This window comes from Methylomonas albis (genome assembly GCF_014850955.1).
GTDB lineage: Bacteria > Pseudomonadota > Gammaproteobacteria > Methylococcales > Methylomonadaceae > Methylomonas > Methylomonas albis.
The window spans coordinates 4,650,899-4,663,060 of record NZ_JACXSS010000001.1 but is presented as its reverse complement, the minus strand read 5'-3'; the positions used below and the strand labels follow the sequence as shown (position 1 = coordinate 4,663,060).

The 12,162-nt window shown below is 50.8% G+C and carries 16 protein-coding genes; 14 read left to right on the top strand and 2 right to left on the bottom strand.

Features of this window, described 5'->3' with window-relative positions; translation table 11 throughout:
* The first annotated feature begins 151 nt into the window (after positions 1 to 151).
* The 7 genes from EBA_RS21015 (at position 152) to EBA_RS20985 (ending at position 3,973) form a co-directional block, all read left to right on the top strand.
* Positions 152 to 694 carry a cytochrome b gene (locus EBA_RS21015; protein ID WP_192376526.1) on the top strand — a complete coding sequence of 181 codons (543 nt, stop codon included), beginning with the start codon at positions 152 to 154 and terminating at the stop codon, positions 692 to 694.
* Positions 695 to 730: 36 nt separating this feature from the next.
* The gene (locus EBA_RS21010) at positions 731 to 1,279 is read left to right on the top strand and encodes a YceI family protein (RefSeq protein ID WP_223146720.1); all 549 of its coding nucleotides are present in this window, start codon (positions 731 to 733) and stop codon (positions 1,277 to 1,279) included.
* Between the two features lie 38 nt (positions 1,280 to 1,317).
* The gene (locus tag EBA_RS21005) at positions 1,318 to 1,884 is read left to right on the top strand and encodes a YceI family protein (RefSeq protein ID WP_192376524.1); all 567 of its coding nucleotides are present in this window, start codon (positions 1,318 to 1,320) and stop codon (positions 1,882 to 1,884) included.
* A gap of 358 nt (positions 1,885 to 2,242) precedes the next feature.
* Positions 2,243 to 2,392, top strand: a complete 150-nt coding sequence (locus tag EBA_RS21000) for a hypothetical protein (RefSeq protein WP_192376523.1) — start codon at positions 2,243 to 2,245, stop codon at positions 2,390 to 2,392.
* 161 nt (positions 2,393 to 2,553) lie between these two features.
* On the top strand, positions 2,554 to 2,829 hold the full coding sequence (locus tag EBA_RS20995) for a DUF5710 domain-containing protein (RefSeq protein WP_192376522.1): 276 nt from the start codon (positions 2,554 to 2,556) through the stop codon (positions 2,827 to 2,829).
* A gap of 40 nt (positions 2,830 to 2,869) precedes the next feature.
* Entirely contained in the window at positions 2,870 to 3,373 is a 504-nt protein-coding gene (locus EBA_RS20990) for a M48 metallopeptidase family protein (protein ID WP_192376521.1), read from the top strand.
* Positions 3,374 to 3,505: 132 nt separating this feature from the next.
* Positions 3,506 to 3,973, top strand: a complete 468-nt coding sequence (locus tag EBA_RS20985) for a CBS domain-containing protein (protein WP_192376520.1) — start codon at positions 3,506 to 3,508, stop codon at positions 3,971 to 3,973.
* 192 nt (positions 3,974 to 4,165) lie between these two features.
* On the opposite strand, the gene EBA_RS20980 is transcribed toward EBA_RS20985, so the two are convergent.
* Together EBA_RS20980 and EBA_RS20975 are read right to left on the bottom strand one after the other, a co-directional pair.
* Positions 4,166 to 4,531, bottom strand: coding sequence for a Rieske (2Fe-2S) protein (locus tag EBA_RS20980; protein WP_192376519.1), 366 nt, complete (start codon positions 4,529 to 4,531; stop codon positions 4,166 to 4,168).
* Positions 4,532 to 4,665: 134 nt separating this feature from the next.
* Positions 4,666 to 5,751 (bottom strand): AI-2E family transporter, encoded by a 1,086-nt coding sequence (locus EBA_RS20975; protein ID WP_192376518.1) that lies wholly within the window; start codon positions 5,749 to 5,751, stop codon positions 4,666 to 4,668.
* Positions 5,752 to 5,906: 155 nt separating this feature from the next.
* Here EBA_RS20975 and moaB point away from each other — a divergent pair, with 155 nt between their 5' ends.
* The 7 genes from moaB (at position 5,907) to hisA (ending at position 12,141) form a co-directional block, all read left to right on the top strand.
* A complete protein-coding gene (moaB, locus tag EBA_RS20970) occupies positions 5,907 to 6,428 on the top strand; it encodes a molybdenum cofactor biosynthesis protein B (RefSeq protein ID WP_192376517.1) in 522 nt (173 codons plus the stop codon).
* Positions 6,428 to 6,799 (top strand): DUF423 domain-containing protein, encoded by a 372-nt coding sequence (locus EBA_RS20965; RefSeq protein WP_192376516.1) that lies wholly within the window; start codon positions 6,428 to 6,430, stop codon positions 6,797 to 6,799. Before moaB ends, EBA_RS20965 begins: the two co-directional genes overlap by 1 nt.
* Positions 6,800 to 7,348: a phosphate-starvation-inducible PsiE family protein gene (locus tag EBA_RS20960; RefSeq protein ID WP_192376515.1), complete on the top strand. Its 549-nt coding sequence runs from the start codon at positions 6,800 to 6,802 to the stop codon at positions 7,346 to 7,348.
* 3 nt (positions 7,349 to 7,351) lie between these two features.
* Positions 7,352 to 9,994, top strand: a complete 2,643-nt coding sequence (gene pepN / locus EBA_RS20955) for an aminopeptidase N (protein ID WP_192376514.1) — start codon at positions 7,352 to 7,354, stop codon at positions 9,992 to 9,994.
* Positions 9,995 to 10,043: 49 nt separating this feature from the next.
* Positions 10,044 to 10,637 (top strand): imidazoleglycerol-phosphate dehydratase HisB, encoded by a 594-nt coding sequence (gene hisB, locus EBA_RS20950; protein WP_192376513.1) that lies wholly within the window; start codon positions 10,044 to 10,046, stop codon positions 10,635 to 10,637.
* 46 nt (positions 10,638 to 10,683) lie between these two features.
* The gene (hisH, locus tag EBA_RS20945) at positions 10,684 to 11,325 is read left to right on the top strand and encodes an imidazole glycerol phosphate synthase subunit HisH (RefSeq protein ID WP_192376512.1); all 642 of its coding nucleotides are present in this window, start codon (positions 10,684 to 10,686) and stop codon (positions 11,323 to 11,325) included.
* 69 nt (positions 11,326 to 11,394) lie between these two features.
* The gene (gene hisA / locus EBA_RS20940; RefSeq protein ID WP_192376511.1) at positions 11,395 to 12,141 is read left to right on the top strand and encodes a 1-(5-phosphoribosyl)-5-[(5-phosphoribosylamino)methylideneamino]imidazole-4-carboxamide isomerase; all 747 of its coding nucleotides are present in this window, start codon (positions 11,395 to 11,397) and stop codon (positions 12,139 to 12,141) included.
* The last annotated feature ends 21 nt before the right edge of the window (positions 12,142 to 12,162 follow it).

Sequence of the window (12,162 nt, the reverse complement as noted above, 5' to 3'; positions counted from 1 at the left end):
CCTGGCCCGGCAGATTCTTCAGCCAATTAAGCCCGCTTAGCGAATGGATTTGTGGCCAGTATCAGCCGCGGTATAACGTTCGGCAATAAAGCTTGCCAAACAAAGACAGGCACTACTGTCGTTTTAATTTGTTAATAATGCGGAGGCATGTATGCGTAGTAACAGCCGTTACACCACTGTCGCGATCGGTTTGCATTGGCTGATGGCTCTATTGGTGCTTGGGCTGCTCACCCTTGGCATTTATATGGCCGATCTGCCTTTATCGCCGTGGAAACTACAACTCTATTCTTGGCATAAATGGGTTGGTGTCACCGTGTTTTTATTAGCGATAGTGCGGCTTAGTTGGCGATACACGCACCGTCCGCCCGTCTTGCCCGACAATACCTCAAAGCGGCTGCGTCTCGCGGCTCATGCCGTTCATTACTGCTTGTACGCTTTGATGCTTGCCGTTCCAGTTTCAGGCTGGTTGATGAGTTCGGCCAAGGGCTTTCAGACCGTTTATTTCGGGGTTTTGCCGATACCCGATTTGCTAAGTAAAGATAAGGCTCTAGGAACTGTTTTAGAAACTGTCCATCAGACTCTTAACTTTACGTTCATAGGCCTGCTGATTGCTCATTTGGCTGCAGCCCTTAAGCACCATTTTATTGACAAGGATGCACTGCTATCACGGATGTCTTTTCGCCGGCCTTCTTAATTCACTCAACCAGCAGGGATCATGAAATCTAGTCTTTTGGCATTGATACTGGGCAGTAGCCTGCTAGCCCCATTCGCAGAGGCCACTGAATATAATCACATCCAAACCGACGCTAGTACGGTGGGTTTTAGTTACAAGCAAATGGGTGTGGCGATAGAGGGGCAGCTAAAAAAATTTGACGCTCAGTTCAGTTTTGACTCTAGCCAGCTTGCCGCGGCTAAGGCGATATTCGAAATGGATTTGGTCAGCTTGGATGCGGGGAGTGAGGAGGCCAATGACGAGTTGGCAAAAAAGGATTGGTTCCACACGCTGGCCTTTCCCAAGGGTAAATTTGTTTCCACCGCTTTCAGAGCCTTGGGTAACAACCGCTATGAAGTCAGTGGTGCAATGACCATCAAGGGCAAAACAAAAGACATCTCTGCCGTTTTTACCATGACACCGCAGCACAATACGGCTGTTTTTGACGGTACTTTCACCCTTAATCGAGCCGACTTTGCCATAGGCGAAGGGGGTTGGGCAGATGTTGGCGTCATCGCCAACGACGTCCGGATTCAATTTCACCTGCTGGCCGACGCCGGAAAATAAGCTTTTTAACCGATCAAACCCAACCCAGGAGCCTTACTATGAAACACCCAGTTTTATTGTCACTAGCCGCGTTATTTTCGACTGCCGCCGTGGCTGCCCCCGAAACTTATGTCATTGAAGGTACGCACACACTGCCGCGCTTCTCTTATAGTCATTTTGGGTATTCAACTCAGTTAAGTCGTTTCGATAAAACCACCGGCAAAATCGTGCTGGACCGTCAGGCTAAAACAGGCTCGGTTGATGTCACAGTCGATAGCACCTCGGTCGATACCGGTTATCCGCTGTTTAATGAGCATATTCAGGGTGAAGATTTTCTGGATACCGGCAAATATCCGACGATGACGTTCACCTCAAACACGCTTAAATTTGAAGGCGAAAACCTGGTGTCTGTCGATGGCATTTTGACGCTAAAAGGTGTCAGTAAACCGGTCACACTGACCGTGACATCCTTCCAGTGCATGCCGCACCCGATGTTGAAAAAAGACGCTTGCGGTGCCAACGCGACCGCTGTCGTCAAGCGTACCGAATTCAATATGGGCAAATATGCCCCTAATGTGGGTGATGAAGTCACCGTTACCATTCCGGTTGAAGCGGTTAAAGAATAAGTCTTTGAGTTAAGGTGATTTTTGAGAAAATTTGTACCCATTGGCAAGGCCAGATTTGCCGTTGACTGAGCGGAGTCGGAGTCAACGGCAAATTGTTTGGTTTGGGTACATTTATTGCCGTAAAGCGCCTAATAGGTTAAAGATTCTCCGCAATACGCTGCAACGTATTATTCATTTCGTCGCCAGGTCCGATGGTGGTAGCAGTCAAGCTGCAGTGTAGTCTTGGGCGAAGCCAAGCCATTCACAGCTAAATGCATTTGTTTCTTTTTGGCGATCAATCAATGCGTTTTTTGTGTCATTGTCAATGAAGTTAATCGGGCATATAGTCTAAGTGCGTGTATTACTTCGGGAAACGAGCATGAACCGCTTACACAAAGATATTTTGACCGGGTTGGTATTCGTTACCGGCGTTATCGAATTTATTTCGGGCGACTTTATTATTTCGTCGGCATTATTCGCGGCAACTACCTTTGCCAGCAACATGGGTTCGAAGCGGAATAAACCGTAGGAATTGATTTTCTTGTTGCTTGGTTGACCCGGCAGGGGTTTAGACAAACACACTTCGCGCTAGGTTTTTATCAAGTAAGATCGGATTATCCGCTTCACTTGCATAAGCAATGATTTACAATATTGCGATGCATGAAATCAATCTTGAACCGGCTGCGTTAAATGGCTGACGCGAAAACTTATCTGAACGTACCCTATGCCGAAAAGGACGCGGCGAAAGCGCTTGGCGCCAGATGGGATGCCGCTGGGAAGAAATGGTATGTCCCTGCCAATAAGGACATGGCGCTGTTTGCCAAATGGCAAACGGAGTCCGGCCTTACGCAATCATCTAGCGACGAGCCGAGAAAACCAAAAGCCGATAGCGGTGTCGGCGGAACTACCCGGTCTAGCGATAAAAACTTCGTAGCTTATGACGGTGACGCGCCGCCATGGGATTGAATAGTCCTGCGCAAGTGTTGGCCGGTTTCGGTACTCGCTAATGCACCCTCTGAAATACCTAGCCGGCTATGCGCCTGCCATCACTGAGCAAGTGCATCGGCTGATCGACAGCGATAAACTGCCGGCGCTTCTGCTAAAAAAATACCCACAGCCACATGACATAAAGACCGACAAAGCGCTTTATGCCTATACGATGGCTCTTAAAAATCAATTTCTACGTCAATCCAATCCGCTCAGCAAAGTCGTTTACGACGACAAAATTGATGTGTTGCATCAGGCCTTGGGTTTGCATTCCGTGGTTTCGCGGGTGCAGGGCGGCAATTTAAAATCAAAAAACGAAATTCGTATCGGCTCGATTTTTAAAATTGCGCCGCCTGAATGTTTAAAAATGATCGTGGTGCATGAGCTGGCGCATTTGCGTGAAAAGCAGCATGACAAGGCTTTTTACAAATTATGTGAGTACATGGCGCCGGACTATCACCAATTGGAGTTTGATATGCGGCTTTATCTGACTTGTCTGGATTTGGGCGGGACGCTGTATTAAGTCTTTCAGCGCGACTTAATGGGGATGTGTATCCGTAAGACTGCGATATTTCTTAATTTTGCCTGGCTATAGTTCCGCTATTGCGTCAGAATTTACTTACTTTTTTACAGACATTTTTATTGGAGAAACATCATGCGTGTAGCAGAGTTAATGACCGCCAAGGTATTTACCGTCGAACCGCACGATCTGATTGATCGCGTGTTCTTTTTGATACATTACGAGAAAATCCGCCACTTGCCGGTGGTTGAAAAAGGCAAATTGGTCGGTATTGTTTCCGACCGGGATTTATACAAAGCCCTGGGACCAAAAAGTAATTCCAATGCGGTGGAGACGAATAAAGACAACTCGCAGTTACATGTGGTCTCGCAAAAAGTCGTGCATATCATGCATCGCGGCGTTTACACGGTTACGCCGGAAACGCCTGCGTCTGAAGCGGCGGCTATGATGGCGGAACACCGAGTCGGCGCGCTGCCGGTGGTGGACAAGGAAAAATTGGTAGGCATATTGTCCGCTACCGATATTTTAAGAGTGTTTGCCAAGTTGGAACGCGCGCACGAAAAGCTGGAACAACAGATCAAAGAAAGCGCCTCACACGGCTAAAGACGGCTGGGTTTGCTGCGCAAACCGACTGGAACTTCTAAAAATTGCACTTCGACCCGCTCAGTGCGAACGGCGGTCGCGGTAAATCAACCACCTATCCGTTCGTGCTGAGCCCGTCGAAGTATGAACGGATAGTATTTAGAGGTTCCCCGAAATCAATGGGGTGATGCAAGCTGTTTCGCCCAGGGCCAATCAATCGGTAATGGCGGCTCTTTTATCCACTAAATAGATCCAATCGTCTTGTTCTTTAACTTTCAACGCAGTTAGTTTTTTGCCCAAGCAGATTTCGCTTAAAGACTCTCCACTGATTGGGTCGTAGCAAATACTGTGCATGGAACACTGCAAATAGCGTCCGGATTCGTCGAAAATGTTGCTGTTCTCACAATCCAACGCCTTAGGCATGTGTACGCATTGGTTTAGATACCCGTAAACCTCTCCCTGGAAGCGCACCAGAATCGCGTCACGCGGCGTACCGCGATAGAGTAGCTTGAAAGAGTATTTGCCGAGTTCCGGAAGTTGTTGCGTGGGGCAGATGCTAAAAGGTTGTTTTACCGACATGGCTGTGGTCCTCCGTGATCTTTGCAAGCAATCCCTGGGCCACTTAGCTTGCGGTTTCTTAAGTCGTTTATTCGCGGCTAAACGGGTCGTACTCCTCATGCCTAGGAGCGGTTTGCGAGCGGACAGTCGGCAGACTAGCCGTCTGTGCATCCTGGGCTTGTCTCCTTGTCAGTTTCGCCCTGTTCGTTGCGAATTAGCCAGTCCAGGATCAAGGCATAGCTGGTGGCTAACAAGGTCGGGCCGATAAATACGCCTATAAACCCAAACGCCAACAAGCCGCCGAAGATGCCGAATACAATCAACACAAACGGCAACTCCACTTCCCGGCTGATCAGGATGGGCCGTAGCCAGTTGTCGATGGTGCCGACGAACAGCAAAAACCACAGCGCGATGAAGATCGCCCAGCCTGTTTCGCCTTCAGCTAGTAACCATAAGGCGATCGGCAGCCAGATGACTGTGCCTGCCGCTGGTATGATCATTAAAAAGAACGCGATCACGCCCAGCACAAAGGCGTAAGGTACGCCGGCAATCACAAATCCCAGGATAGAGGCCAGTGCTTGTACCAGCGCGGTGCCGAGTATGCCGTACACCACGGCGCGCAGGCTGGAGCGGACGATGTGCAGGATGCGTTGGGTGCGCTCGCCGGCCAGGCGTTCGACGGCAATGACCACGTGTTGAGCTACGTGTTCGCCGTCGCGATAGAAAAAAAACAGCACCAAAATAGCTAACCCCATGTGCATTAACTCGCCGGCCAGACTAATCCCTTGCTGCAATACCCAGCTGCTGGCGCCCAAGGCATATTGCCGGGCCAGATTGACGAGGCGGCTGGAATCTTCGCCGACGCTTTGCCAGGCCCTGACCGCGTTATCACCAAATACCGGCAGTTTTTGCAACCAGGCTGGAGCGGCCGGCCAGGCATGCGAGCTCTGGTTTAGCCATTGCAGCAGCCGATTGATGTCTTCGGTAAAGGTCAATGTGGCTGCGACGAAGGGTGTCAGCAGCAAGATGCCGATAGGCAAGACCATCGCTGTGGCAGCCCAGTTGGCGGTGAGTTTCCAGGCGCGCAGACGGGCGTATAATGGCCAGGTGACAAAACACAGAATCGCCGCCCACAACAAATCGAAAATAAACGGTCTTAATACCTGATAACAGGCAAACAGCAACAAGCACAACGCCGCCAGGCTGGCGATTTTTTCGTAACGGGAAATCTGGATAGGCATGATCGAGTGGGCGGCCGCTAACTGAATGGGAATGAATAATCCGGAGTTTACGGCATTATCGGTTAAGCCGGTATGACAGCCGGCGAATTAAACAACGCTTGCTTGTCGGGCGGCGCTTTACATAGAATGCGGTAGCCTTAATCTGGAGCGGTACCGTGAGCGAAGTCCGAGAGTTTATTCCGATCAATATTGCTGTGTTGACTGTTTCCGATACGCGTACCGAATTAGACGACGTATCCGGGCAAACTTTGGTCACCGGCTTGACCGATGCCGGGCATATCTTGATCGACAAAAAAATCGTTCCCGACGATATTTATCAAATTCGCGCCGCTGTGAGTCATTGGATCGCCGATCCGCAGGTTAATGCAGTTATCACGACCGGCGGCACTGGCGTAACCGGTCGCGACGGCACGCCGGAAGCCATTCAGCCGCTGTTGGATAAAGTGTTGGATGGCTTCGGTGAAGTGTTTCGGATGATTTCTTACCAAGACATCAAAAGTTCGACGATGCAGTCACGGGCTATTGCCGGCGTGGCCAACGCTACTTATATTTTCTGCGTGCCCGGTTCTTCCGGTGCCTGCCGTACCGCCTGGGAATCCTTGATTAAGGAACAATTGGATTACCGCACCCGGCCGTGTAATCTGGTGCAGCTGATGCCGCGCCTGTTGGAGAAATAATGCGCCCACCTTTTTTGTTTCTGGCTGCAATCGGCGGCTTTATCGGCGTAGCGATGGGTGCATTCGGCGCGCATGGCTTGAAGCATTTATTATCCGAACATCTACTGGATGTTTATAAAACCGCGGTAAGCTACCAGATGTGGCATGTATTGGTCTTGGCCTTGATCGCGGTGTTACCGGAACATAAATTATTGCGCTGGGCCGGCTGGTGTTTGGTGGCTGGCATCGTGCTGTTTTCCGGCAGTCTATACTTACTGGCGATATTCAATATCGGTTGGCTGGGCATGATTACGCCGTTTGGCGGCCTGGCTTTTTTAGCGGCATGGGCTTTACTGGCTTATGTGGCTTGGCAGAAAAACCAGGAGCTATAAATGGACACTAAACCGCCCGTTCGACCTTCCATGCCGCCGCCGGCATCTTCCCGGCCCAGTACCAACCGCAATTTGCGTGACGATAGCCATGAAGTAAAAGTGCCGCAGGTACCGGAAGACGCCATGCTCAAATTCCTGCACGCGGTCATTCATTTCGCGGTCAGAATTCTGGCGGTGTTGATGGTGCTGGTCATTTTGTGGGGCGTAGCCGACGTGGGCTATGTGATGTACCAGCGTTTGGTTGCTGAACCGTTTATGATGCTGACAGTTTCCGACATATTGGTGATTTTTGGTTCGTTTATGGCAGTGTTGATCGCGATAGAGATATTTATCAACATCACGCTGTACATCAAACACGACACGCTACCGATTAAAATGGTCATAGCCACTGCCTTGATGGCCGTGGCCCGAAAAGTGATTATGCTGGATTTCAAGGATCTGGACCCGGCCTATGTGATGGCCATTGCCGTAGTCATTTTGGCGCTGGGCCTGACTTACTGGCTGATTTCCTATAAACCGCAACAACCTGTCAAACAAGACGAGCGATAAATAATGCGTGATGCAACCCCGCAAACTGTTTTCCTGAAAGACTACACTCCGCCCGAATATCTGATCGATCAGGTCGAATTGAATTTCGATCTGGACGAGCAGCGCACTCAGGTTCGCTCGACATTGAGTCTGCGCCGCAATCCTCAGAGCCCCGACAGCAGTGCTGCATTGAAGTTGCTCGGCGAGGAATTGCAATTAGTCAGTATCGCGATAGATGGTCAGCTGCTGGAGGCTAGCCAATATCTACTCGGCGAAGAAGCGCTGACCATTTACGAAGTGTCGCAGGATCGGCCGTTTCAGATAGTCATCGAAAATATCATCAATCCGCAAGCCAATACCGCGCTGGAAGGTTTGTATCTATCCAGCAGCATGCTATGTACGCAGTGCGAGGCCCAGGGCTTTCGGAAAATCACCTGGTTTTTGGACCGGCCGGATGTGATGAGCCGTTTCAAAACCACGTTGATTGGCGACAAGAGCAAATATCCGGTCTTGCTGTCAAACGGTAACAAGGTCGGCCAAGGCGAGCTGGAAAACAATCGGCATTGGGTGAGCTGGGAAGACCCGTTTGCCAAGCCCTGTTATTTATTTGCCTTGGTGGCCGGCCTGCTGGAATGCGTTGCCGACGACTTCACCACGATGAGTGGCCGCCGTATTGCGTTGGAGATATTTGTCGAGAAGCACAATGTCGACAAATGCGATCACGCGATGCAATCCTTGAAAAATGCCATGCGTTGGGACGAGGAAACCTACGGTCGGGAATATGATTTGGACTTGTACATGATCGTCGCGGTCGACCATTTCAATATGGGGGCGATGGAAAACAAGGGCCTGAACGTGTTTAACACCAAGTTCGTGTTGGCTCGGCCGGACACCGCCACCGATAGCGATTACGAACATATCGAAGGCGTGATAGGCCATGAGTATTTCCACAACTGGTCGGGTAATCGCATCACCTGTCGCGACTGGTTCCAGTTGAGTTTAAAAGAAGGCTTTACCGTATTTCGCGACCAACAATTTAGCGGCGACCGCAGCTCGCCGGCCGTAAAACGCATTGAAGACGTCAATGCCTTGCGCACCCGCCAGTTTGCCGAAGATGCCGGCCCGTTGTCGCATCCGATTCGTCCGGAAGCCTATATCGAAATCAACAATTTCTACACGCTGACCGTCTATGAAAAAGGCGCGGAAGTGGTGCGGATGCTGCACACCTTGCTGGGCGCCGCTGGTTTTAGAAAAGGCTGCGATTTATATTTCCAGCGCCACGACGGCCAAGCGGTCACTTGCGAGGATTTCGTTAAGGCCTTGGAAGATGCTAACGGTGTGGAATTAAATCAATTTCGCCGCTGGTATTCGCAAGCCGGCACCCCGGTGTTGACTGTTAGTCAACGATACGACGCGGAATCTCAACAACTGCATTTGACCATTCAACAAAGTTGTCCGCCCACGCCTAATCAGCCGGTAAAAGCGCCGCTGCATATTCCGGTAAAACTGGGCTTGCTCGCCGCCGACGGGTCAGTCGCGCCGATTATCTGTAACGGTTCCAGTCAGTCGGAAATGATCTTGAACGTCACAGAAGCCGAGCAGACCTTTAGCTTTGATCAGCTGGTGCAGCCGCCAGTAGTGTCGTTGCTAAGAGGTTTTTCCGCACCGGTAACCTTAAAAATAGAACGTAGTCCGGACGAGTTGGCGTTTTTGCTGCGGCACGACAGCGATACCTTTAACCGCTGGGAAGCCGGCCAGCAACTGGCGGTGCAGGTGATTTTCAAGCTGATCGACGCTATCGAGCTGGGTCGACCCTTGCAGCTGCAGCCGGTTATCGTCGAAGCCTATCGTAGCGTGTTGACCGATAGCAGCGGCGATTTGTCTTATCAAGCACTGTTGCTGGCCTTGCCGGAAGAAAGTTATTTGTCCGGGCAGATGGCGATCATCGATGTGGAAGCGATTCATCAAGCCCGGGAGTTTGTGAAAAAGACGCTAGCCGAACAATTGCACGCCGAGTTTAAACAGCTGTATATCCAACATCATCGTGACGAATCCGGTAGTTTCGATGCCGGCGCGGTAGGACGGCGCCGTTTGAAAAATGCCTGTTTGAGCTATTTGAGTAAATTGGAAAATGACGATATTTATCATATTGCCGAGCAGCAATTTTACAGCGCCCGCAATATGACCGATCAACTGGCGGCGTTGTCGGCCATCGTCAATAGCAATCATCCGGCCAAGGCCAGAAGTCTGGATAGTTTTTATGTGCAATGGCGGCAGGAATCGCTGGTTATCGACAAATGGTTTACCTTACAAGCCACCAGTAGCATGCCCAATACCTTTGCAACCGTGCAGGCTCTAATGAAGCATTCGGCTTTCGATATGAAAACGCCTAATCGGGTGCGATCATTGATTGGCGCCTTCAGTCAGGCCAATCCGCTGCATTTTCATGCCCAAAACGGCGAGGGCTACCGCTTCCTGGCCGACCAGGTATTGGCGCTGAATACCCTTAATCCGCAAATCGCCTCGCGGATGGTCACCGGGTTGGCCCAATGGCGGCGATATGACGCGGCCCGGCAGGGCTTGATGAAACAGCAATTACAGCGTATCGTCGCTACCGAGCATCTGTCCAAGGATGTCTACGAGATCGCCAGCAAGAGTTTGGCGTAGCCGTCACAATCACGTAAACTAGCGCCGAAATAAGCCATACGCATCAAGCATGAACCCACGCACCGCCCAGGTTGAGCGCAATACGCTCGAAACCCAGATCAAAGTTTCAATTAATCTCGACGGCAACGGCTCGGCGGCGTTTACCACCGGCTTGCCGTTTTTGGATCATATGCTGGATCAGATAGCCAGACATGGCTTGATAGACATGGAGGTTGTGTCGCACGGCGACTTACATATCGATGCTCATCATAGTGTGGAAGACATTGGTATTACCCTCGGTCAGGCCTTTGCCAAAGCGTTGGGCGACAAAAAAGGCATCTATCGTTATGGCCACGCCTATTGCCCTCTCGACGAATCCTTATCGCGGGTGGTGGTGGATTTCTCCGGCCGTCCCGGCTTGTTCTATGAAGTAGAGTTCAAGCGTGCGTTTATCGGCAGTTTCGATGTGGATTTATTTAAGGAGTTTTTCCAAGGCTTCGTCAATCATGCCGGTGTGACCTTGCATATCGATAATCTGAAGGGCGGTAATGCCCACCATATTGCTGAAACTGTTTTCAAGGCATTCGGTCGAGCTGTGCGAATGGCGATCAGCCATGACGAGCGGATGGCCGGTATCATGCCTTCTACTAAAGGCAGTCTATAATTCCCACACTTTTTGCCTAAAAACCCGACCTTGTATCACTAGATTTATGTCATCAGTAGCCGTTATCGATTACGGAATGGGAAATCTGCATTCCATTGCCAAAGCGCTTCAACATGCCGATAGCCGGGTAAATGTACAAATAACTGCCGACGCCGCGGTGATTAGCGCGGCGGACCGCGTGGTATTTCCCGGCGTCGGGGCGATACGCGACTGTATGCAGGCTTTGAACGATAGTGGTTTGGCCGATGTGATCCATGAAGTAGCGCAAAACAAACCTTTTCTGGGCATCTGCCTGGGCATGCAAGCTTTGTTGACCGATAGCGAGGAAAACGACGGCATTGCTTGCTTAAATATATTCCCAGGACACGCTAGGCGATTTGCCGACCATATGCTGAGCGCCGACGGCAATGTTCTAAAAATTCCACATATGGGCTGGAATCAGGTCAAGCAAATTCCGCATCCGCTCTGGCACAACATTCCGGATCATAGTCGTTTTTATTTTGTACATAGCTACTATGCGGCGGCGGACGATCCGCGTCATATCGCCGCAACAGCCGATTATCCACAAGCATTTACCTGTGCACTGGCAAAAGACAATATGTTTGCCGTGCAATTTCATCCCGAAAAAAGCCAGACCGTGGGATTGCAGCTATTGCAAAACTTCCTGGTGTGGGATGGGACTGCGTAACCTCCCCAACCCTTAGATGTTGGCTTTACTAACCTTTAGATTTAGTGTTTTAACTGTCGAGATTTAGATATGTTGCTGATACCCGCAATTGACTTGAAGGAAGGAAAATGTGTCCGCTTGCGCCAGGGTCGTATGGAAGACGACACCGTATTCTCGGACGATCCGGTGGCTGTGGCCGGGCGCTGGGTAGAAGCAGGGGCGAAGAGATTGCATCTGGTGGATCTCGACGGCGCATTCGCGGGCAAACCGAAAAATGCCGAGATAATCAACGCAATCGTCCAAGCCTATCCGGACGTGCCGGTACAAATCGGCGGCGGTATTCGCGATGAAGACACCATCCAGGCTTATCTGGAAGCCGGCGTACAGTACGTAATTATCGGTACCAAGGCAGTCAGCGAACCGCATTTTGTTCGCGACGTATCGATTGAGTTCCCCGGCCACATCATCATCGGCCTGGATGCCCGAGATGGTAAAGTCGCCATCGACGGTTGGTCGAAATTATCCCGCCATGATGTGATCGACCTGGCGCAAAAGTTTGAAGCCAATGGCGTTGCCGCCATCATCTACACCGATATTTCCCGCGACGGCATGATGCAAGGCGTCAATGTCGACGCCACTGCCAAATTAGCGCGTTCGGTCCACATTCCCATCATCGCCTCGGGCGGCATCACCAATTTGGATGATATTCGCGCACTTGGCGCTGTGGCACACGAGGGTATCATGGGTGCCATTACTGGCCGCGCCATTTACGAAGGCACACTGGATTTTGCCGAAGGGGAAAAGCTGGCGGAGTCTTTCGGCGGAGCCGATGCCTGATTCATTATGCCGATAAGCTGT